The following is a 21,384-nucleotide window of genomic DNA, read 5'->3' on the forward strand; positions in this document are numbered from 1 at the left end:
GAAGACGTCAAGATAGACCTTCGGCATCCGACTTGATACACTGAAAAGTCCATTTATCGTTGGCGAGAGTCCAGATTGACCGATCCACTTGCCGAGGTAGTTACGCTGTTGAAGCCAACTGCCCGTTTCTCGAAACACATCGTCGGCGCGGGTCAGTGGCAGGTCCGCCGGTCCGATGCGGGCCAGCCTTTCTACTGCGTGGTGCTGGAAGGACGCTGCCGTCTTGCGCTCGACGGCCACGCGCCCATCGCGCTGCGTGAAGGCGACTTCGCATTGATTCCGGCGGCGTTCGGGGTTGCCATGTCCAGCCATGAGCCGCCTCTGTCTGCGAGCAATTCGGTTCCCGTCGCGCTCGGTCCAGGCCGTTTCCGAATAGGCGAACAGGAAGGTCCCACCGACCTGCGCATCCTTGCAGGGCACTGCAGTTTCGCCTCGCCGGACGCGGCGCTGCTGGTCTCGCTGCTGCCCGAACTCGTGCATATCCGGGGTGAGCCACGGCTGTCATTATTGGTGAAGCTGTTGGACGACGAGTCGCTCGCGCAGCGGCCCGCGCGCGAGGTCGTGCTTGAACATCTGCTGGAAGTGCTGTTGATCGAGGCGCTTCGGGCGACAGCCGACACCAGGGCCTCGACCGGCCTGGTGCGAGGACTTGCCGACGATCGCTTGGCTGCCGCCATCCGCGCCATGCATCATGCGCCTTCGAGAGCATGGACGGTACCGGACCTTGCAAAGGAATCGGCGCTCTCGCGCTCCACTTTCTTCGATCGCTTCCAGCGCCTGGTTGGCGTTGCTCCGATGGCCTATCTGCTCGCGTGGCGGATGGCGCTGGCGAAGGACTTGCTGCGCCAGAATAAGACCAGTGTCGCCGACATTGCCGAGCGAGTCGGCTACAGTTCGGCGAGCGCGTTCAGCACGGCTTTCTCAAGGCATGCCGGTTGCACGCCTTCACAGTTTGCCAATACACGCATCAGCAGCGTGTCATAGCACCGATGACGCTGCAAATATGCGCAGAAGTCGGTGCGGCAGCTGCTCCGGAACGATCGCAGGTTTCAAGAAATGGCACGCCCGTCAATGCTCGACGGTAAACCTCGATTCGTAAGCGGTCGCTACAATGAGTCTGCTATCGGCCAATAGCGGACATTGCTTAGTGAACAGTTCAGATCAAGGGGGGTGGTAGACGCATGCACGGACGCTTGTTCCCACTGCCAAGGCAACACGATAGGATGTCAACGATCGCGCGCGCTTTGTCTCGCACCTGCATATTGGCCAGCTTGCTATCGGTAGGTGCATCGGCCCTTGCAGTCCCCCCGCCGCCAGCCAGACCCCCTATGCTGCGGAAAGCCAAGATGATCGTGAAAGTTCAGTTGATCGAAGCAGCTAATGGAACGGTATTTAAGATGACGGAGCTATGTAAGGTCAGCGGGCCGATTCCTGTCTATGCAGATGAAGGCCAGGCTGCATCCGCTCACGGTGCGAAGATTCAAGGTTGTAGCATGCTTAAGAATGGAAGGAAGCTTCCCGTATCGATATCGGGAGTCAAGGCAGTGTCGACGAAGGCAGGTACCTTCGCGCGCGCCTATGTAGGCGTAGTTCCACCAGACGCTGTCGCGCTCTGTTCGTATCAATGTGCGCCACAACCATTGGCGGATTCTCAAGCGGAAGTTCGGGTAAAAGGTTCCCCGAAGTCGATAAAGTTCAGTCTCAGTCCAAATCCTGTGTCGGTATTGAACGCTAAACCAACTGTCTGGCTAGACGCCGATGTCGAGATTGTCGACTGATGCGGCCCGTGACTCACGCACGTCCGCTTCGGGTCTTAAGCGGACGTTCAAAATTGTCCAGGATCTGGCGCTACAGTCGTTCTGCTGCATGCCGGTCAGCAGAGCGTTACCCCGTCGCCGCCCGGTTGTTTACGACCACATGTTCCTCACTTTGCCCGGCGCTTGAAGTCGCGCGGACGAAAGCCCAGCGCCACCAGCACGGCGAAATACGCCGCGGCAGCGGCCGCAATGATGGCCCCCAATAACCCGGCGCGCAGCAGCGGCGTGGCGCGCAGCGCGATCCAGTCGAACTGGGCCTGGGCAAACCACGCCACCGCGCCCATCACGCTTACCGCCACCAGCAGCTTCAGCACGAACATCGGCCAGCCCGGCTGCGGAACGTAGATCTTGCGGCGGCGCAGGCCCGCATACAGGAAGGCCGCATTGATGCAGGCGCCCACGCCGATCGACAGCGCCAGGCCGGCCACGCCCATGCCCATGCCCCACACGAACACCAGGTTCAGCAGCTGGGTCGCCACCAGCACGCCCAGGGCGATGTTGACGGGCGTGCGCACTTCCTGGCGTGCGAAGAAGGCCGGCGCCAGGGTTTTCACCAGGATGAAGCCGAGCAGGCCGGCGCTGTAGGCCATCAGCGGCAGCGACGAGGCGACGACATCCGTCGCGTCGAATTTACCGTAGTGGAAGAGGGTGGCGATCATCGGCGTGGCCAGGGTGGCCAGGCCGACCGCGGACGGGATCGACAGCAGGAAGGTCAGGCGCAGGCCCCAGTCCAGCAGCGACGAATATTCCGTGGTGTCGCCGTCGGTATTGGCCTTGGCCAGGCCCGGCAGCAGGATGGTGCCCAGCGCCACGCCCAGCAGGGCGGTGGGCAGTTCCATCAGGCGGTCGGCGTACTGCAGGGCGGTGACGGCGCCGGCGGCCAGGCTGGCCGCAATCGTGGTGTTGATCAAGAGGCTGATCTGGGCGGCGGCCACGGCGAACACGGCCGGCCCCATCTTGCCGAGCATGCGGTGTACGCCGGCGTCGCGCAGGCCCTTCAAGGGATTGAGCGAGATGCGCGGCAGCATGCCGAGCTTGATCAGGGAGGGTAGCTGCAGCGCCACCTGCAGCACGCCGCCGATGCACACGCCAACGGCCATCGCATAGATCGGCTGCTCGAAATAATCCGACATCACCAGCGCGGCGAAGATGAACGACAGGTTCAGCAGCACCGGGGTAATCGCCGGAATCTTGAACTGGCGCCAGGTATTCAGGATGCCGCTGGAGAGCGCGACGAAGGCCATGCAGGCGATGTAGGGGAACATCATCTGCGTCATGACGACCGCGGCGTCGAATGCCGCCGGCTCGCGCTGCAGCCCGCCGCCGATCCACAGGATCAAGACCGGCGCGGCCAGGATGCCCGCGATGCTTACCAGGATGGTGGCCCAGATCAGCACCGTGGCGACATGGTCGACCAGGGTCTTGGTGGCCTCCTGGCCGTGCTTGGTCTTGTATTCGGTCAGGATGGGAACGAAAGCCTGGGAGAAGGCTCCCTCGGCAAACAGGCGCCGCAGCAGATTGGGCAGGCGGAAGGCGATGTTGAAGGCGTCGGTGAAGTTCGAGGCGCCGAAGGCGGCCGCGAACAGGCTGTCGCGCAGCAGGCCGGTGACGCGGGACACCATGGTCATGCTGGAAATGGCAGCGAGGGTACGGAGCAGGTTCATGGGCGGGGATTATACTTGGGCAACACCAAGCCGGTCCCGGCGCACAGGGGCGCGCGAGCAATTTATTCGTTTTGCAGGCGTGGTACAGGCGACAATTATTGATTTATGAATTGCCGATACCCGATTCCTTCGCTATAATCGTGGGCTGTACTGAATTCTGTTAGCAGACACCAATCGTTGGGCAGGCACTGAAAGCGCCGGTTTCACTCGCTAATGTTTGCCAACGCAACTTGACCCCGATTTAGGAAATTTCATGGCAAATACCGCACAAGCGCGCAAACGCGCTCGTCAAGCAGTTAAGCAAAACGCACACAACTCGGCACAGCGTTCGACCCTGCGCACCGCAATCAAGGCAGTTCGCAAGGCCATCCAGGCTGGCGACAAGGCCGCTGCAACCACCATCTTCCAGCAATCCGTGTCGACCATCGACAGCATCGCTGACAAGAAGATCATCCACAAGAACAAAGCAGCGCGCCACAAGAGCCGCCTGGCTGCAGCCCTGAAAGCACTGTCGGCCTAATAGCCCCGTGCGTGCGGCCTCGGCCGCGCAGGCAGTTCTGTGCAGAAGAAAGACCCGCCCGACCATTGGTTCGGCGGGTTTTTTTGCTTGCCGGGCGCGTTCTTTGCAGGGCGAAGGCGGTTCGGCGGCAGGGCAGGCGGGCGTCCCTCCCGGCCAATGGCGGATATCCTAAAACCGTGGCGCCCAGTAAAATACTGGTGCATAATGTGAAACGCCCGTCTTATGTCTTATAGAAGACTTGAGCATCACCACCCTGTTTTAGACACCGCGCCAACCCGCGCGCATCGAGGAAAAAGCGTATGAGCAGTGATCAGACCATCATCTACACCCTGACCGACGAGGCGCCGCTGCTGGCGACCCACGCCTTCCTGCCAGTGGTCAGCACCTTCACCAAGCCTGCCGGCATCACCGTCGAGCAGAGCGACATTTCGGTCGCGGCCCGTATCCTGGCTGCCTTCCCGGAAAACCTGACGCCGGAACAGCGCGTGCCGGATGCGCTCGCCGAACTGGGCAAGAAGACCCTCGAGCCAAGCGCGAACATCATCAAGCTGCCGAACATCTCGGCCTCGGTGGGCCAGCTGGTCGCCGCCATCGAAGAACTGCAGGCCAAGGGCTATAACCTGCCCGACTACCCGGCCAACCCGAAGACCGACGAAGAAAAAGCCATCAAGGCACGCTACGGCAAGTGCATCGGCTCCGCGGTCAACCCGGTCCTGCGCGAAGGTAACTCGGACCGCCGCGCACCGCGCGCCGTCAAGGAATACGCACGCAAGAACCCGCACTCGATGGCCCCATGGTCGCCGGCCTCGCGCACCCACGTGTCGCACATGACCCACGGCGACTTCTACCACGGTGAAAAATCGATGACGGTCGCCGGCGCGCGCGACGTCAAGATGGAACTGCTGACCAAGTCGGGCCAGACCATCGTGCTCAAGCCGAAGGTCGCGCTGCAGGACGGCGAGATCATCGATTCGATGTTCATGAGCCGCAAGGCCCTGCTGGACTTCTACGCCAAGCAGATCGACGATGCGAAGGAAACCGGCGTGCTGTTCTCGCTGCACGTCAAGGCGACCATGATGAAGGTCTCGCACCCGATCGTATTCGGTCACTGCGTGCGCATGTTCTACAAGGAAGCGTTTGAAAAGCACGGCGCCCTGTTCGACAGCCTCGGCATCAACGTCAACAACGGCATGGCCGACCTGTACAACAAGATCGCCGACCTGCCGGCCTCGCAGCGCGAAGAAATCGAGCGCGACCTGCACGCCTGCCAGGAACACCGTCCGGCGTTGGCCATGGTCGACTCGACCAAGGGCATCACCAACTTCCATTCGCCGAACGACGTGATCGTCGACGCCTCAATGCCTGCAATGATCCGCGCCGGCGGCAAGATGTACGACGCCAACGGCAAGCTGCAGGAAGTCAAGGCCGTCATCCCGGAATCGACCTTCGCCCGCATCTACCAGGAGATCATCAACTTCTGCAAATGGCATGGCGCTTTCGACCCGAAGACCATGGGCACGGTGCCGAACGTCGGCCTGATGGCCCAGCAGGCCGAAGAATACGGCTCGCACGACAAGACCTTCGAGATCCCGGAAGACGGCGTGGCCAACATCACCGACCTCGCCACCGGCGAAGTGCTGATGAGCCAGAACGTCGAGACGGGCGATATCTGGCGCATGTGCCAGACCAAGGACGCGCCGATCCGCGACTGGGTCAAGCTGGCCGTGACGCGCGCGCGCAACTCGGGCATGCCGGCCGTGTTCTGGCTCGACCCGTACCGTCCGCACGAGAATGAACTGATCAAGAAGGTGCGCACCTACCTGAAGGATCACGACACGACCGGCCTGGACATCCAGATCATGTCGCAGGTCCGCGCCATGCGCTACACCCTGGAGCGCGTCAAGCGCGGCCTGGACACCATCTCCGTGACCGGCAACATCCTGCGCGACTACCTGACCGACCTGTTCCCGATCCTGGAACTGGGCACCAGCGCCAAGATGCTGTCGATCGTCCCGCTGATGGCCGGCGGCGGCATGTACGAAACCGGCGCCGGCGGCTCGGCACCGAAGCACGTGCAGCAGCTGACCGAAGAAAACCACCTGCGCTGGGATTCGCTGGGCGAGTTCCTGGCGCTGGCCGTCTCGCTGGAAGACCTGGGCCTGAAGACCGGCAACAAGCAGGCGACCGTGCTGGCTAAGACCCTGGACGCCGCCACCGGCAAGCTGCTGGACAACCGCAAGTCGCCATCGCCGAAGACCGGTGAGCTCGACAACCGCGGCAGCCAGTTCTACCTGTCGATGTACTGGGCCCAGGAACTGGCCGCGCAAACCGAAGACGCCGCACTGGCAGCCAAGTTCGCGCCGCTGGCCAAGCAGCTCCTTGATAACGAAGCGAAGATCGTCGCCGAACTGCTCGAAGTGCAGGGCAAGCCGGCCGACATCGGCGGCTACTACAAGGCCGACGAGGCCAAGGTGAAAGCCATCATGCGCCCGAGCGCGACCTTCAATGCAGCGCTGGATGCGTTTGCTGCCTGATCGTCAGAGTTGTCATGAAAACGCCGACCCAAGGGTCGGCGTTTTTTTTTGCCCTTACGGATAGCGCACTTCGATGAATTCGCCCGGCATCAAGGGATGCGTCGCCAGCGAAAACGGCCCGATACTGCTGCGCACCAGCCGCAGGGTCGGCAGCCCGACCGCCGCTGTCATGCGACGCACCTGGCGGTTCTTGCCTTCTTCCAGCGTGATCGCGAGCCAGCTCGTCGGCTTGTCGGCACGGGCGCGGATCGGCGGGTTGCGTGGCCACAGCCACGCGGGCTCGGCGATGCGCACGGCGCGGCAGGGTTTGGTGACGAAGTCGCCCAGGTCGAGCGGCGCCTGCAGGCGCGCCAGGGTGGATGCGTCGGGCAGGCCATCGACCTGCACCAGGTAGGTCTTGGTTTCCTTGTGGTCGGGATGGGCGATCTTGTGCTGCAGCTTGCCGTCGTCGGTGAGCAGCATCAGGCCTTCGCTGTCCGCATCCAGGCGGCCGGCGGGATAGATGTTCGGAATCTTGACGTAATCGGCGAGGGTCTCGCGATCGTCCTGGCTTGAGAATTGGCACAGGACCTGGAAGGGTTTATTGAAGAGTATCAGTGCCATGAATTGCAAATGGGTGCGAATGGAAGTGGAACAGGGCAGGGAAGAGGCACGGCATGGCGCCTCGGAAAATACTGGTGCATAATGCAAGACGTAACGCGGCTGTCTTATACAAGACTTGCAGCTGCAGGTTTGGTCAGTCGCGCATGGTCATTCCGCATTTTAGTTCATCTGGCAGGCCCGGCCTGGCGCTGCGCCTGCGGCCTGCTTCGCGACCACTTGGGAGACGACGATGTACCAACATATCAAGGTCCCGGCCGACGGCCAGAAAATCACCGTCAACGCCGATTTTTCGCTGAGCGTGCCGGACAATCCTATCCTCCCCTATATCGAGGGCGACGGCACCGGCGCGGACATCACCCCGGTCATGATCAAGGTGGTCGATGCGGCCGTCGCCAAGGCCTACGGCGGCGCGCGCAAGATCAGCTGGATGGAAATCTATGCCGGCGAAAAGTCGACCGGCGTGTATGGCCCCGACGTGTGGCTGCCCGCGGAAACCCTCGAGGTGCTGAAAGACTATGTGGTCTCGATCAAGGGCCCCTTGACCACGCCGGTGGGCGGCGGCATCCGCTCGCTCAATGTCGCGCTGCGCCAGGAACTCGACCTGTACGTCTGCCTGCGCCCGGTGCGCTATTTCGCCGGCGTGCCTTCGCCGCTGAAGAACCCGGAAAAGACCGACATGGTCATCTTCCGCGAGAACTCGGAAGACATCTACGCCGGCATCGAATGGGCGGAAGGCTCGGCCGAAGTCAAGAAGGTGATCCGGTTCCTCACCGAAGAAATGGGCGTCAAGAAGATCCGCTTCCCGGAGAGCTCGGGCCTGGGCGTCAAGCCGGTCTCGCGCGAAGGCACCGAGCGCCTGGTGCGCAAGGCGATCCAGTACGCGCTTGACAACGACAAGCCTTCGGTCACGATTGTCCACAAGGGCAACATCATGAAGTACACCGAAGGGGGCTTCCGCGATTGGGCCTACGCGCTGGCGCAGAAGGAATTCGGCGCCGAGCTGGTCGATGGCGGCCCATGGTGCAAGATCAAGAACCCAAAGACGGGGCGCGAGATCATGGTCAAGGATTCGATCGCCGACGCCTTCCTGCAGCAGATCCTGCTGCGCCCGGCCGAGTACAGCGTGATCGCCACCCTGAACCTGAACGGCGACTATATCTCGGATGCGCTGGCGGCCCAGGTCGGCGGCATCGGCATCGCGCCGGGCGCCAACATGTCCGACTCGGTGGCCATGTTCGAAGCCACCCACGGCACCGCGCCGAAATATGCCGGCAAGGATTACGTGAACCCGGGCTCGCTGATCCTGTCGGCCGAGATGATGCTGCGCCATATGGGCTGGCTTGAAGCGGCCGACCTGATCATCAGCGCGATGGAAAAGGCGATCACCTCGAAGAAGGTCACCTACGACTTCGCGCGCCTGATGGAAGGCGCGACCCAGGTGTCGTGCTCGGGCTTTGGCGAAGTGATGATCGAGCAGATGTGAGGCCTGGCTGCCCTTCAAAGGGGCAGGACCAAAAAAAACCCCGCAACCGCGGGGTTTTTTGCTTCCGGAGGGGAATGATTAGTTACCCTGGATGTTGGAAGCTTGCTTGCCTTTAGGGCCTTGCGTGACTTCGAATTGGACTTTTTGACCTTCTTTGAGGGTCTTAAAACCGTTCATGTTGATTGCGGAAAAGTGCGCGAACAGATCTTCGCCGCCGTCATCAGGAGTGATGAAGCCAAAGCCTTTGGAATCATTGAACCACTTAACAGTACCAGTTGCCATAAAAGAACCTTCAATTAAAAACGAATCACACGAGCCGTAAAAGCAAGAAGCTTCTTGCCCCCTCCTCAGCCTGCTCACTTCTTATCAACAAGACCATAAGTGCAATGCTGATAACTGCATTGTTGGTGGAATAACCACGCAAGTCAAGTGCTTTTGAACGTCAAACTCCAAATTTCCTACAGCAGAGCTAACCCGGCTCTTGATTTCGTCAATTGGATCGCCATCTGCGCATTCAAGAGAAAACAAGTAAGATGGAAAGCACATGAGAACGAGCTGATGTTTACGCTTGGCACCGATACCGAAAGCATTAGAATACGCCCATGGCTACGAAGCATGACACTGAACAGCTGCTGGAGCGGCAAACCGTAAAACCGCCACCGTTGTACCAGGTGGCATTGCTGAACGACGACTACACGCCGATGGAATTCGTGGTTGCGGTGATCCAGGAATATTTCAACAAGGACCGCGAAACAGCCACCCAGATCATGCTTTCCGTGCACCGTCACGGGAAAGGGGTTTGTGGGGTGTTTTCCAAAGATATAGCGTGTACCAAAGTGGAGTTTGTCTTAACGCATGCGCGTAAGGCAGGGCATCCCCTGCAATGCGTGATGGAGGAAGTATGATTGCGCAGGAACTTGAAGTATCCCTACACATGGCCTTTGTCGAGGCGCGCCAGGCACGCCACGAGTTCATCACCGTGGAGCACTTGCTGCTCGCGCTGCTCGACAATCCTTCGGCCGCCGAAGTCCTGCGTGCGTGCGCGGTCAATATCGAAGACCTGCGCAAGACCCTGACTAATTTTATCGGTGATAACACCCCGACCGTGCCCGGCACGGGCGAGGTCGACACCCAGCCGACGCTCGGTTTCCAGCGCGTGATCCAGCGCGCGATCATGCACGTCCAGTCGGCTTCCAATGGCAAGAAGGAAGTCACCGGCGCCAACGTGCTGGTGGCGATCTTCGGCGAGAAAGACTCGCACGCCGTCTACTACCTGCACCAGCAGGGCGTGACGCGCCTGGACGTGGTCAACTTCATCTCGCACGGCGTGCGCAAGGACCAGCAGCTCGACACCTCCAAGGCGTCCGAGGGCGTGGAAGAAGCGCAGGTCGAAGGCCAGGCCAAGGAAAGCCCGCTCGACCAGTTCACCCAGAACCTGAACAAGTCCGCTGCCGACGGCAAGATCGATCCGCTGATCGGGCGCGAGGAAGAAGTCGACCGCGTGATCCAGATCCTGTGCCGCCGCCGCAAGAACAACCCGCTGCTGGTCGGCGAGGCCGGCGTGGGCAAGACGGCGATCGCCGAAGGCCTGGCATGGCGCATCGTCCAGGAAGACGTGCCCGAGATCCTGCAGAACGCCGTCGTGTATTCGCTCGACATGGGCGCGCTGCTGGCCGGCACCAAGTACCGCGGTGACTTCGAGCAGCGCCTGAAGGCCGTGCTCAAGCAGCTCAAGGACACCCCGAACGGCGTGCTGTTCATCGACGAGATCCACACGATCATCGGCGCGGGCTCGGCCTCGGGCGGCACCCTCGACGCATCGAACCTGCTCAAGCCGGCCCTGGCCAACGGCCAGCTCAAGTGCATCGGCGCGACCACGTTCACGGAATTCCGCGGCGTGTTCGAGAAAGACCATGCCCTGAGCCGCCGCTTCCAGAAAGTGGATGTGAACGAACCGTCGGTCGAGCAGACCGTGGCGATCCTGCGCGGCCTGAAATCGCGCTTCGAAGAGCACCACGGCGTGAAGTATTCGGCCTCGGCGCTGTCGACCGCGGCCGAGCTGGCGGCGCGCTTCATCAACGACCGCCACCTGCCGGACAAGGCCATCGACGTGATCGACGAGGCCGGTGCCGCCCAGCGCATCCTGCCGAAGTCGAAGCAGAAGAAAACCATCGGCAAGACCGAGATCGAGGACATCATCGCGAAGATTGCCCGGATCCCTCCTCAGACGGTCAACCAGGACGACCGCAGCAAGCTGCAGACCATCGACCGCGACCTGCGCAACGTGGTGTTCGGCCAGGATCCTGCGATCGAGGCGCTGGCCTCGGCCATCAAGATGGCCCGAGCGGGCCTGGGCAAGCAGGACAAGCCGATCGGCTCTTTCCTGTTCTCCGGTCCGACCGGTGTCGGCAAGACGGAAGTGGCCAAGCAGCTGGCCTTCATCCTCGGCATCGAGCTGATCCGCTTCGACATGTCCGAGTACATGGAGCGCCACGCGGTGTCGCGCCTGATCGGTGCGCCGCCGGGCTATGTCGGCTTCGACCAGGGCGGTCTGCTGACCGAAGCCATCACCAAGAAGCCGCATGCGGTGCTGCTGCTGGACGAGATTGAAAAAGCCCACCCGGACATTTTCAACATCCTGCTGCAGGTGATGGACCATGGCACGCTGACCGACAACAACGGACGCAAGGCCGACTTCCGCAACGTGATCATCATCATGACCACGAATGCGGGCGCCGAAAGCCTGACCAAGCGCTCGGTGGGCTTCGTCGATTCGAAGCAGGCCGGCGACGAGATGGCCGACATCAAGCGCATGTTCACGCCGGAGTTCCGCAACCGCCTGGACGCGACCATCAGCTTCCGCGCGCTGGACGAAGACATCATCCTGCGCGTCGTTGACAAGTTCCTGATGCAGCTGGAAGAGCAGCTCCACGAGAAGAAAGTGGAAGCCGTCTTCACCGAGAAGCTGCGCAAGTTCCTGTCGAAGAAGGGCTTCGATCCGCTGATGGGCGCGCGCCCGATGTCGCGCCTGATCCAGGACATGATCCGCAAGGCGCTGGCCGACGAGCTGCTGTTCGGCCGCCTGGTCAACGGTGGACGCATCACGGTGGACCTGAACGAGAAGGACGATGTCGTCCTCGAGTTCCCGGAAGGCGACGTGCTGCCGCCACCGGCACCGGCCGAGACGGTCGAGATCGAGTAAGCCTCGCGCTGCTCCAGAAAACCGCGCTCTCAAGCGCGGTTTTTTTTCGTCCGTCTTTTTTGCATGTATGCACGTCGTGCACACTGCTGACCTGTGGCAAACTCTTCCTCTTCAGCAACCCTCGCCCCCGTGAACATGAACGTGTCCCGCACCATCCTCGCGCTGTCCCTCGCGCTCGTCGGCAGCCAGGCTGCCGCCGCCGATCCTTATTTCCGCTTCCCGGCCGTCCGCGGCGACACCGTCGTCTTCACCGCCGAGGGCGACCTGTGGCGCACCAGCATCGGCGGCGGCAAGGCCACGCGCCTGACCACTCATCCCTCGGCCGAGACGCACGCGGCGATTTCGCACGACGGCAAGTTTGTCGCCTTTGCCGCGTCCTACGAGGGCGCGCAGGAAGCCTATGTGATGCCGGTCGAGGGTGGCCTGCCCAAGCGCATCACCTTCGAAAATGGCGGCGTGACGGTGCTGGGCTGGACCGCGCAGGGCGAGGTATTGGTGAGCACCGAGAATTCGGTGGGGCCGTCCAAGCACCGCGTGGTCGCGGCGCTCGACCCGGTCGACATGCGCCGCCGGGTGCTGCCGCTGGCCGACGCCAACGACGCGGTGCTGTCCGACGACGGCAAGAGCGTATTCTTCACGCGCATGGGCCTGTCGATGACCAACGATAACGTGCGCGCCTACCGCGGCGGCGCCCACGCCCAGCTGTGGCGCTTCGACCTCGGCGCGAAAGCCGAGGCGGTCCCGCTGTTCAAGGGCGACGCCGGCAACAACCGCCGCGCCATGTGGTGGCAGGGCCGCGTCTACTTCATCAGCGACAGCGGCGGCGCCGACAACCTCTGGTCCGCACTGCCGGACGGGAGCGACCGCCGCGCCCACACCAGGCACACCGAGTGGGATGTGCGCACCGCCTCGCTGGGCGACGGCCGCATCGCCTACCAGCTCGGGGCCGACCTGCGCATCTTCGACATCGCCAGCGGGGCGGACACGCGCGTGCAGGCCAGCCTGGTATCGGACTTCGACCAGCAGCGCACGCGCCGCGTGCGTTCGCCGCTGGACGCCCTGACCGGCATCGAGCTGGCCAACAAGGCCCAGCGCATCGTGCTGACTGCGCGCGGCCGCGTGACCATCGCCGGCACCGGCAGCCACCGCCGCGTCGAGATCGCGGTGCCGGAAGGCGCGCGTGCGCGCAGCGCGGTGTTCAGCCACGACGATAAATGGGTGTATGCCTTTGTCGACAGCACCGGCGAGAACGAGATCTGGCGCTACGCGGCCGACGGCTCCGGCAAGGGCGAGCGCCTGACCATCGACGGCGCCAGCCACCGCTCCGGCATCTATCCTTCGCCCGACGGCAAATGGCTGGCCCACACCGACAAGAAGGGCCGCACCTGGCTGCTGGACCTCGCGGCGAAAACCAATGTCATCATCGACGACGCCAAGCAGGTCGGCGCCGACCGGCCGGACCAGGTGGTCTGGTCGCCCGACAGCCGCAACCTCGCGTTTGTCCGCGTCGGCAGCAGCGAGCAGCGCGAGCAGATCGGCATGTATCACCTGCCGTCCAAGACCATGGCTTTTGTCACGACCGACCGCTACACGGCCGATTCGCCGGTGTTTTCCTCGGACGGCAAGTGGCTGTACTTCCTGTCGGCGCGCCACTTCAATGTCGGCAACTCGGGTCCCTGGGGCGACCGCAACATGGGACCGGTGTTCGATCGCCGCGTCGGCGTCTACGCGCTTGCCCTGCAGCCGGGCGTGCGCTTCCCGTTCAAGCCCGAGGACGAACTGACCAAGCCGGAAGCGGCGTCCCCGGAAGCGGCGGCCAAGGCGGCCGTGAAGACGCCGGGCGCGGACGAAGCGGACAAGAATGCGGCGGTGGCCGCCGCCACAGCCGCCGCGGCTGCGGCCACGGCCGGCGCGCCGGACAAGGCCAGGGCGCCGGTGCCGGCGGTGGATTACGCCGGCCTGCGCGAGCGCCTCTACGAAGTGCCGATCGCACCGGGTAACTACCGCGCGCTGGCCATCGACGACAAGCGCCTGTACATCCTCGAGTCGGACAATGGCCGCAGCGGCGCCATCAAGACCCTGGAGATCGCGCGCAGCAGCCCGCAGCCGGAAGTCTTCGCGGCCAATGTGCGCGAGTTCGGCCTGAGCACCGACCGCAAGCACGTCTTCTACCGCAGCTTCTCGGCCGCCGGTCCCGGCGACATGCTGATCGTGCCGGCCGGCGCCAAGGCCCCGGCGGACCTGGCCAAGGCCAAGGTCAAGATCGACGACTGGGCGGTGAGCACCAACCCGCGCCTGGAATGGAAGCAGATGTTCAACGACGCCTGGCGCATGCACCGCGACTTCCTGTACGACGCCAACATGCGCGGCGTCGACTGGAATGCCGCCCGCGCCCGGTACGCGCCGCTGGTCGAGCGCGTGACCGACCGCGCCGAGCTGGACGACGTGCTGGGCATGATGGTGGGCGAGGTCGGCGCGCTGCACTCGCAGATCCGTCCGGGCGACCAGCGCCGCGCGGCCGGCGAGGGCGTGCCCTCGAGCCTGGGCGCCGTACTGGCGCGCACGGCGGAGGGCTTCCGTGTCGAGCGCGTCTACCGGAGCGAACCGGAACTGCCGAACGAGCGGGGCCCGCTGGCCGCGCCCGACGTCGGCGTCAAGGAAGGCGACATCATCCTGGCCGTGAACGGCAAGTCGCTGGCCGAGAGCCGCGACATCGCCGACCTGCTGCTCGACCAGGCCGACAAGCAGGTGCTGCTGCAGGTGAAGACCCCGGGCGGCAAGGCGCGCGCCGTGATCGTCACCCCGGTGCCGATGGCGCGCCACGCGGCCCTGCGCTACGCCGACTGGGAACAGGGCAGGGCGCAGCAGGCCGATACCCTTTCCAAGGGCAAGATCGGCTACCTGCACCTGCGCGCCATGACGGCGCGCGACATCAACGCCTTTGCCCGCGACTTCTACGCCAACATCAACAAGGAAGGCCTGGTGATCGACGTGCGCCGCAATAACGGCGGCAACATCGACAGCTGGATCATCGAGAAGCTGCTGCGCCGCTCGTGGGCCTTCTGGAGCGCGAACGGCAACCAGCCGCAGTCGAACATGCAGAACACCTTCCGCGGCCACCTGGTGGTGCTGATGGACGAGCTGACCTATTCGGACGGCGAGACCTTCGCCGCCGGCGTCAAGGCCCTGAAACTCGGGCCGCTGGTGGGCAAGCGCACGGCCGGCGCCGGCGTCTGGCTCAGCGACGGCAACGGCCTGTCGGACAACGGCATGGCGCGCGTGGCCGAATTCGGCCAGTTCGGGGCGGATGGCGAATGGCTGATCGAGGGCGTGGGCGTCTCGCCCGACGTCGAAGTGGACAACCTGCCGCACGAGACCTTCACCGGGCGCGACCGCCAGCTGGAAGTGGCGGTCGAGCTGCTGCAGAAGAAGATGAAGGAGCAGCCGGTGAAGCAGTGGAAGCCGGCGGCGATTCCGGCGCTGAAGCGCTCCGCGCAGTAAGCAGGCCGGCAACCCGTAGGGTGGGCAAGTTCCTTGCCCACGCGTTCAACCGGTCTCGGATGAACCTTCCACGTCCGCGGCCCTGGTTCTGTTTGAACGCGTGGGCAGAATCCGCCCACCCTACGGGCCGCAGGGCACTCGGCGGTGCGTGACATTTACTCACCGCCGATGTCATCCAATTTCATCACCCTGTCATACTAAGTTTCTACACTGCAAGTATCCGACCTACTCCGATACCTGCCATGCACCTCGCGAAGCTCCAGACCGGCACCAAGATCCTCGGCGCCTTCGGCATCGTCTCCTTCCTCCTGCTGATCATCTCCGCCGTCGCCCTGTGGCGCATGCAGGCGCTCGATGCGCTCACCAACGACCTCGTCTACGACAAGCTGGCCAAGCAGCAGCTCACCTCCGACCTGCTCGGCGTCGAGCGCCTGAACGCCTCGCGCACGATCTCGATCGCGCGCAGCGACAGCCTCGAGCTGGCGGACTATTTCCAGGCCCAATTGGCCGCGGGCGGCAAGGCGTCCGCCGGCATCGAAGCCAGGCTGGCGAAGCTGCCGCGCAGCGAACGCGAACGCGCCCTGATGGACACGGCAGCCAAACACAAGGCGGCACTGGCAAAGGTCCAGGCCGCGCTGTTCCAGGCCAAGGAGTTCGGCCAGACCGGTGTCGTCGACCAGCTCGTCACCGGCAGCTGGGACCAGGCCAGCAAGGCGCATATCGCCGCGCTCGAAGCGCTGCTCGCCTTCGAGACCGGCGAGGCGCACCGCCTGGCCGAGGAGTCGGCAACGGCTTCCACCTTCGGCAAGGCGCTGCTGCTGGCGCTGGGCCTGGGGGCGCTGGCGGCCGGCCTGCTGCTGGCCTGGACGCTGACCCGCAACATCGTCGGACCGCTGCAGCAGGCCGCGGGGCTGGCCGAGCAGGTGGCGCACGGCGACCTGCGCCCGCATATCGAGCATGCGCGCGGCGACGAGATCGGCCGCCTGTTCGATGCGCTCAACGGCATGACCCGCGGCGTGTCGAGCACCGTGTCGCAGGTGCTGCAGGGCGCCCAGGCGATCGACTCGGCCTCCGGCGAAATCGCCGACGGCAACCACGACCTGTCGCGCCGCACCGAACGCCAGGCCGGCGCACTGACCCAGACCGTCGCCGCCATGCAGGAACTGACCGAGGCGATCGCCCGCAACAACGCCAGCGCCCGCGACGCCAACCTGCTGGCGCAGTCGGCCTCGCACGTGGCGACGAAAAGCGCGCAGGCGGTCGAACAGGTGGTCGCTCGCATGGGCGCGATCAAGGCCTCGGCCGACAAGATCGTCGACATCACCGGCATGATCGACAGCATCGCCTTCCAGACCAATATCCTGGCCCTGAATGCGGCAGTGGAAGCGGCGCGTGCGGGCGCCGAGGGGCGCGGTTTCGCGGTGGTGGCGGCCGAGGTGCGCAACCTGGCCCAGCACTCGGCAACGGCGGCCAAGGAGATCAAGAAGCTGATCGGCGAATCGAGCCAGGAGATCGCGGCCGGCACCAGTATCGCCGGCACGGCCGGCGACACGATGCGCGCGGTGCTCGAGCACGTCCACGACGTGGCCGGCATCCTCGGCGCGATCGATACGGCCAGCAGCGAACAGGCGCAGGGCGTGGCGCAGGTCAGCCAGGCGATCGCCGAGATGGACGACTCGACCCAGCAGAACGCGGCGATGGTCGAGCAGGCCGCGGCGGCGGCCCAGTCGATGCGCCGGCAGGCGGCCGAGCTGTCGGAACTGGTGGGCACCTTCAAGCTGCGCACGGCCGTGCCGGGCGCATCCAGCGCGGCGCCGCGGGCCCTCGCGCTGGCAGGCCAGGACGCCTAGGCCTGCACGGGTGGAGCCGGTGTATGCTGGCATGTCAGCGGCAGGCAGGCAGGCAGACGGCACGCCCGCCGCCCCGTGCAAGGAGACATGCCCATGCTGGAGACCCTGCAAGACCTGATGCGCCCGCCCGAGGGCATGGCCTTCGACTTCAGCCGGCCGCCGGGCGAGCCGGCGTTGACGCCGGCGCATGGCGTCTCGTGGCGCGTGTTCGCCAATCCCGTAGCGCTGTTCGTCGGCGGCGTGACGGCGGTGCTGCTCGAGCTGGCCGAGCCCTCGGTGCGCACCGGTGTCTGGGACCACAGCAGTTTCAGGCGCGATCCCGGCATGCGCCTGCGCCGCACCGGGGCGGCTGCCATGATGACCGTCTACGGCCCGCGCTCGACCGCCGAACGGATGATCGCCAGGGTGGTGCGCCTGCATGGCCATGTGGCGGGCACCACGCCCGGCGGGCTGGCCTACCGGGCCAACGATCCGCGCCTGCTCGACTGGGTGCATGCCACCGCCGCCTTCGGCTTCACCGAGGCTTACCATCGCTATGCGCGCGCCCTGTCGGGCCTGGAAAGGGATGCCGCCTTTGAAGAAGGCGTCCCCGCCGCGCGCCTGTACGGCGCGAGCGGCGTTCCGCGCTCCCGGCGCGAATGGGAGGCATTGCTCGATACGACGGCGCCCATGCTGGAGGGGTCGGCGATCCTGCTCGACTTCCTGCGCATCATGCGCGAGGCCCCGATCCTGCCGGCGCTGCTGCGCCCCCTGCAGAGGCTGCTGGTGCGCGCCGCCGTGGAGATCACGCCCGAACCGGTGCGCTCGCTGCCGCAGCTGCGCGGGCGCGGCCTGCGCACCGGGGAAGCGACGCTGGTGCGTGCCCTGGCCCAGGTGGCTGCGCGGCTGCCGCTGGGCGACACTCCGCCGGTGCAGGCCGCCCGCCGTGTCGGCGCCTCGCGCTGACAGCGCCGAAAAAAAGGCGCTGTACCCGTTAGATGTGGAAGATGCCCAGCGCAGCTCGCAGAAGCCGTTCCGGTGAAGTGATACGTTCGCCGTCGAGCGCCCAGCGCCAGCCCAGGTAGTTTGGAAGGTAACGCGAAGCGACCCCGTAAAAGCGCGCGAGCCATTGGCGGAAGCGCTGGTGGTAAGAGTTGACGTTTTGCACGTGCACAATGCCGCGAACCCGCTCGCCAAGACGCAGGTTGACGAACGCGTGTGCGATGCCCGCTTCGCGTGCAAAGGCCCGGTAGGCGGGATGCCCGTCGGTCACGAGCAGCACGTCCCGGTCGAGCCTGGGCCCCAGGTGCCGGTGCAGCTGCTGTTTGGTGACTGCAGCCCGACCGGTGATGAAATCGAGGGTTTGCCCCGTGCGGTCGCGCGCCACCAGGATGCAGATGTGTTCGTGCGTGATGCCGCGGCTGGCAGCAACGCCGCCGCGCCGCCGCGCGGGCCGATCCAGCGTGCGCGAACCCTTTTGCGACTCCAGTAAAAACATTTCGTCGGCTTCGGCAATGCCGACCAGGCGCTCGGCCCGGTCGTGCTTGGTGAGCGAAAGAAAACGATGGCGCCAGCGAAAACTCGTATTGCGGTGTACGCCCACCGCCTTGGCGGCTGCGCGCACGCTTTTGGTCTCGAGCATGCGTTCGAGGTAGTCGAGCCACTTGGCGCGATGGCGCAGGCGAGCCAAGGGCGTACCGCTCAATGCGCTGAAGGTTTTTCTGCACGCGCGGCAACGGTAGCGTTGGATGCCACGGTCCAGCCCGTGCCGGTACGGGCGCTCGGCCTGGCAGGAGGGGCAACAGGGCCTGGGTTTTGCCTGCGCAATTGCTGCGCAGACGCGTTCGAATCCGATTGCAGGACGCAAGGCGTCGAGCAGATGCCCTCGCTGGCGCCGCGTCAACGAGGGTAATTTCTTGAGCCACCTGTTAAAGCCTGCTCCGTTCATGCCGCCCTCGACAACCGATCAGATCATCGTTGGACTGCGCTGGAGCTCGACAGTTCAATTTCTACAGCTTGCGGTGACAGCGCCAAAAAAAAAACCGCCTGCGAACAGGCGGTTGTCATCGGGTCTCAGCTGGGACTTACCAGCCGATATCCTTGAACAGCTCGAAGGTCAGGTCGGTCGGCGCGGTCACTGAGTGGCTCAGGTCGGCGCTGATCGATGGCTCCATCAGCTGGTTGCGGGTGGCGGTGGTATTGAAGTGCGATACCGACGACCCCGATTGGTAAGGATTGGGCGTGAACATCGTGATGCGGCGCTGCGCATCGGTGCCCGAGATCGCCGTCTTCGACCGCTCGAACTTGGCGACCGTGCCGGCCACGCTGCCGTTGGGCTTGACCAGGCTGGCGGCGATGCGCGCACCGTCGGCCTGCGTCACGCGCACTGCCGGGATGGTGACCGAGGCGTCGGCGCCGCCCATGCCGACCACGGGACCTGGCGCATTGTCGGCCACGATCACGCCGATGGCGCCGGCATCCTGGGCGTTCTTGACCTTGACGGCAAAGCCGCAGGTGCCGCGGCTGACCAGGGCGATGTTGCGGCGCACGGCGGCGGCGTTAGCGGCATTCAGAGGCGTGCACGCCAGGCCCGGGCTATCGGCCTGCAGCACGACCTGGGCCACCTGGCCGGTGAGCGGGGACTTGTCCAGCTTGGGGCCGAAGTCGGCTTCGCCGACCGCGTACATGTCGCCGGCCGGCGAGGACGCGCCTGCACCGATGATGCGCAGCTGGGCCGTTGCCGTCAGCACCGCCGGCACGGCCGCGGTCACGCGCGCACCGGTCCAGGACAGGCCCGCGGGCCGCAGTGCCGACGCGGCGCGCTCGGCATTGTTCATGTCGACCCACAGCTTGTTGGTGGTGTTGTCGAGCAGGTTGTGGTCCCATACCGACGGATAGCCGGCCAGCTGGGCGCCGGTGGCGCCGTTGGTGAAGGTCTGGAAGCCCAGGCCATGGCCCATTTCGTGCAGCAGCGTCGCGACGAAGTCGATATTGCTGCCCTCGTTGGCGTCCAGGCCCAGGTAGAAGGAACTGCCGGCCAGGCAGTTCGGCTTGCCCAGCTCCGAATTGAAATTGGCGTTGATCTGGGCGCCCGGCGCATCCGAGATTTCCTTGCCATACAGCTTGTTGGCCAGGGCGTACGAATACAGGGTACCGGCCTTGGCAGCGCCCGGGAAATCGGCGAAGACCTGGGTCGCGCCGGCGCTGCCGAGCACGGCGCCAGTGGCGGTGCAGGACAGCGGGGTGAACCTGGCGTTGATGATGATCGGCACCGCCGAAGTCAAGGTCGCGCCCCAGATGTTGGCGGCGTGGGTGAACGCGATCAGGCGTTGCTGGCCGAGGGTGGTGCCGGTGTTGCCGCCGACAGGCGTGGCCGGGGTGGGATCGTTGAAGCCGACGCCGGGCGCGTTCAGGTTCTTGATCACGATCTGCGCCGCCGCCTGGGCGGAGCCCGAGGCGCCGCAGGCCAGGGCCAGGGCTGCAGCCAGCAGGGTCAGGCTTGGACGCTTATTGGACTTCATGCTGGTGCTCCTTCGAATGCGTGCTCACGGGATGGTTCAGGGTCGATTCGGCGGCGGTCTTGCCGTGGACGCAATCGGCCTCGAGCTTGCCGTCGGCGCCGCGGCGCACCACGGAGTACACGATCGACTCTTCGTCGACGTGGGCGGCGACGATGCCGTTCTGCTGCAGGCGCACCACGCCGGTTGCCGGAGCGCCGGCGGCCTGGCGTTCGGCCTTGCGGGCGGCGCGGTCTGCGGCGCGCAGGTCATTCAACTGTTTCGCTTCGGCGGCGGTCGCGTTGCGGATCTGGCCGGTGCGCGGATCCTTGTGAACGGTCTGTCCATCCTGGCCGGCGGCAAAGGCCGAGCCGGCGAGCGCGAGCGCCGCAAGGGCGGCGATGCTGCGCAGTGTGAGTCGCGTAGTGTGCATGTTTTCTTGTCTCTTAGAAAATGTACTTCGATCGGTCAACGCATCTTTCCGCGCCGATAACGCTGGAAGGGACCGACTATAGCCTCGCATGCAAACTGAATGAACAGACAAGGTAAAAATTTCATGTGGTATTTATTGAATAAACTCGTTAATTGTTCGGTCCTCATAGGGAAATGCCGTACTGTATTTACGTTTACTGTCGAGTTGTTTTCAGCACACGGTTTTCGAGCATCGATTATCAGGGTGATATCGATGTGCTCGCCAAAGTGATGCTGAGTCGATAACAGCCCCGCATTGGCGC

The 21,384-nt window shown here is 64.3% G+C and carries 16 protein-coding genes; 10 read left to right on the top strand and 6 right to left on the bottom strand.

All coding sequences use genetic code 11. From position 1 onward, the window contains the following. The first annotated feature begins 75 nt into the window (after window positions 1-75). Both AC3XQU_RS21265 and AC3XQU_RS21270 read left to right on the top strand, forming a co-directional pair. A complete protein-coding gene (locus AC3XQU_RS21265; RefSeq protein ID WP_489876152.1) occupies window positions 76-984 on the top strand; it encodes an AraC family transcriptional regulator in 909 nt (302 codons plus the stop codon). A gap of 362 nt (window positions 985-1,346) precedes the next feature. After that, window positions 1,347-1,778 carry a hypothetical protein gene (locus AC3XQU_RS21270; RefSeq protein WP_489876153.1) on the top strand — a complete coding sequence of 144 codons (432 nt, stop codon included), beginning with the start codon at window positions 1,347-1,349 and terminating at the stop codon, window positions 1,776-1,778. A gap of 146 nt (window positions 1,779-1,924) precedes the next feature. On the opposite strand, the gene murJ is transcribed toward AC3XQU_RS21270, so the two are convergent. Beyond that, on the bottom strand, window positions 1,925-3,481 hold the full coding sequence (gene murJ / locus AC3XQU_RS21275) for a murein biosynthesis integral membrane protein MurJ (RefSeq protein ID WP_489876154.1): 1,557 nt from the start codon (window positions 3,479-3,481) through the stop codon (window positions 1,925-1,927). Between the two features lie 253 nt (window positions 3,482-3,734). Between murJ and rpsT the strand changes: the two genes are divergently transcribed. Together rpsT and AC3XQU_RS21285 are read left to right on the top strand one after the other, a co-directional pair. Continuing rightward, window positions 3,735-4,001, top strand: a complete 267-nt coding sequence (gene rpsT, locus AC3XQU_RS21280; protein WP_036216299.1) for a 30S ribosomal protein S20 — start codon at window positions 3,735-3,737, stop codon at window positions 3,999-4,001. Window positions 4,002-4,300: 299 nt separating this feature from the next. Next, on the top strand, window positions 4,301-6,535 hold the full coding sequence (locus tag AC3XQU_RS21285; RefSeq protein ID WP_489876155.1) for an NADP-dependent isocitrate dehydrogenase: 2,235 nt from the start codon (window positions 4,301-4,303) through the stop codon (window positions 6,533-6,535). A gap of 54 nt (window positions 6,536-6,589) precedes the next feature. Here AC3XQU_RS21285 and AC3XQU_RS21290 read toward each other — a convergent pair whose 3' ends face one another. Further along, window positions 6,590-7,138 (bottom strand): pseudouridine synthase, encoded by a 549-nt coding sequence (locus tag AC3XQU_RS21290; protein WP_489876156.1) that lies wholly within the window; start codon window positions 7,136-7,138, stop codon window positions 6,590-6,592. 229 nt (window positions 7,139-7,367) lie between these two features. On the opposite strand from AC3XQU_RS21290, the gene icd reads away from it, so the two are divergent. Beyond that, complete coding sequence (gene icd / locus AC3XQU_RS21295) at window positions 7,368-8,621, top strand: NADP-dependent isocitrate dehydrogenase (protein WP_489876157.1); 1,254 nt, start codon at window positions 7,368-7,370, stop codon at window positions 8,619-8,621. Window positions 8,622-8,699: 78 nt separating this feature from the next. Here icd and AC3XQU_RS21300 read toward each other — a convergent pair whose 3' ends face one another. Next, window positions 8,700-8,903, bottom strand: coding sequence for a cold-shock protein (locus AC3XQU_RS21300; RefSeq protein ID WP_171084635.1), 204 nt, complete (start codon window positions 8,901-8,903; stop codon window positions 8,700-8,702). Between the two features lie 320 nt (window positions 8,904-9,223). On the opposite strand from AC3XQU_RS21300, the gene clpS reads away from it, so the two are divergent. The 5 genes from clpS to AC3XQU_RS21325 all read left to right on the top strand — a co-directional run bounded on the left by clpS (window position 9,224) and on the right by AC3XQU_RS21325 (window position 18,119). Continuing rightward, window positions 9,224-9,526: an ATP-dependent Clp protease adapter ClpS gene (clpS, locus tag AC3XQU_RS21305; protein ID WP_020653505.1), complete on the top strand. Its 303-nt coding sequence runs from the start codon at window positions 9,224-9,226 to the stop codon at window positions 9,524-9,526. Continuing rightward, window positions 9,523-11,823 (top strand): ATP-dependent Clp protease ATP-binding subunit ClpA, encoded by a 2,301-nt coding sequence (gene clpA, locus AC3XQU_RS21310; protein WP_489876158.1) that lies wholly within the window; start codon window positions 9,523-9,525, stop codon window positions 11,821-11,823. Before clpS ends, clpA begins: the two co-directional genes overlap by 4 nt. A gap of 135 nt (window positions 11,824-11,958) precedes the next feature. Further along, on the top strand, window positions 11,959-15,324 hold the full coding sequence (locus AC3XQU_RS21315; RefSeq protein ID WP_489876159.1) for a S41 family peptidase: 3,366 nt from the start codon (window positions 11,959-11,961) through the stop codon (window positions 15,322-15,324). A gap of 242 nt (window positions 15,325-15,566) precedes the next feature. After that, window positions 15,567-17,174: a methyl-accepting chemotaxis protein gene (locus tag AC3XQU_RS21320; protein WP_489876160.1), complete on the top strand. Its 1,608-nt coding sequence runs from the start codon at window positions 15,567-15,569 to the stop codon at window positions 17,172-17,174. Window positions 17,175-17,267: 93 nt separating this feature from the next. Continuing rightward, on the top strand, window positions 17,268-18,119 hold the full coding sequence (locus AC3XQU_RS21325) for an oxygenase MpaB family protein (protein WP_489876161.1): 852 nt from the start codon (window positions 17,268-17,270) through the stop codon (window positions 18,117-18,119). A 28-nt stretch (window positions 18,120-18,147) separates the two neighbouring features. Here AC3XQU_RS21325 and AC3XQU_RS21330 read toward each other — a convergent pair whose 3' ends face one another. The 3 genes from AC3XQU_RS21330 to AC3XQU_RS21340 form a co-directional block, all read right to left on the bottom strand. After that, entirely contained in the window at window positions 18,148-19,101 is a 954-nt protein-coding gene (locus AC3XQU_RS21330) for an IS1595 family transposase (protein WP_489876162.1), read from the bottom strand. A 136-nt stretch (window positions 19,102-19,237) separates the two neighbouring features. After that, window positions 19,238-20,674 (bottom strand): PA domain-containing protein, encoded by a 1,437-nt coding sequence (locus AC3XQU_RS21335; RefSeq protein WP_489876163.1) that lies wholly within the window; start codon window positions 20,672-20,674, stop codon window positions 19,238-19,240. Beyond that, window positions 20,661-21,083 (bottom strand): post-PEP-CTERM-1 domain-containing protein, encoded by a 423-nt coding sequence (locus AC3XQU_RS21340; RefSeq protein WP_489876164.1) that lies wholly within the window; start codon window positions 21,081-21,083, stop codon window positions 20,661-20,663. Before AC3XQU_RS21340 ends, AC3XQU_RS21335 begins: the two co-directional genes overlap by 14 nt. Window positions 21,084-21,384 lie beyond the last annotated feature (301 nt).

It is taken from the genome of Telluria sp. AZSoR62, from assembly GCF_058111565.1.

Excerpts from the sequence above, each read along its gene's own strand:
- clpA (WP_489876158.1), top strand. The coding sequence starts at position 9,523 with ATGATTGCGCAGGAACTTGAAGTATCCCTACACATGGCCTTTGTCGAG.
- AC3XQU_RS21290 (WP_489876156.1), bottom strand. The coding sequence starts at position 7,138 with ATGGCACTGATACTCTTCAATAAACCCTTCCAGGTCCTGTGCCAATTC.
- icd (WP_489876157.1), top strand. The coding sequence starts at position 7,368 with ATGTACCAACATATCAAGGTCCCGGCCGACGGCCAGAAAATCACCGTC.
- AC3XQU_RS21330 (WP_489876162.1), bottom strand. The coding sequence starts at position 19,101 with ATGAACGGAGCAGGCTTTAACAGGTGGCTCAAGAAATTACCCTCGTTG.
- AC3XQU_RS21325 (WP_489876161.1), top strand. The coding sequence starts at position 17,268 with ATGCTGGAGACCCTGCAAGACCTGATGCGCCCGCCCGAGGGCATGGCC.
- AC3XQU_RS21315 (WP_489876159.1), top strand. The coding sequence starts at position 11,959 with ATGAACGTGTCCCGCACCATCCTCGCGCTGTCCCTCGCGCTCGTCGGC.
- murJ (WP_489876154.1), bottom strand. The coding sequence starts at position 3,481 with ATGAACCTGCTCCGTACCCTCGCTGCCATTTCCAGCATGACCATGGTG.
- AC3XQU_RS21300 (WP_171084635.1), bottom strand. The coding sequence starts at position 8,903 with ATGGCAACTGGTACTGTTAAGTGGTTCAATGATTCCAAAGGCTTTGGC.
- clpS (WP_020653505.1), top strand. The coding sequence starts at position 9,224 with ATGGCTACGAAGCATGACACTGAACAGCTGCTGGAGCGGCAAACCGTA.
- AC3XQU_RS21340 (WP_489876164.1), bottom strand. The coding sequence starts at position 21,083 with ATGCACACTACGCGACTCACACTGCGCAGCATCGCCGCCCTTGCGGCG.
- AC3XQU_RS21285 (WP_489876155.1), top strand. The coding sequence starts at position 4,301 with ATGAGCAGTGATCAGACCATCATCTACACCCTGACCGACGAGGCGCCG.
- rpsT (WP_036216299.1), top strand. The coding sequence starts at position 3,735 with ATGGCAAATACCGCACAAGCGCGCAAACGCGCTCGTCAAGCAGTTAAG.
- AC3XQU_RS21320 (WP_489876160.1), top strand. The coding sequence starts at position 15,567 with ATGCACCTCGCGAAGCTCCAGACCGGCACCAAGATCCTCGGCGCCTTC.
- AC3XQU_RS21270 (WP_489876153.1), top strand. The coding sequence starts at position 1,347 with ATGATCGTGAAAGTTCAGTTGATCGAAGCAGCTAATGGAACGGTATTT.
- AC3XQU_RS21335 (WP_489876163.1), bottom strand. The coding sequence starts at position 20,674 with ATGAAGTCCAATAAGCGTCCAAGCCTGACCCTGCTGGCTGCAGCCCTG.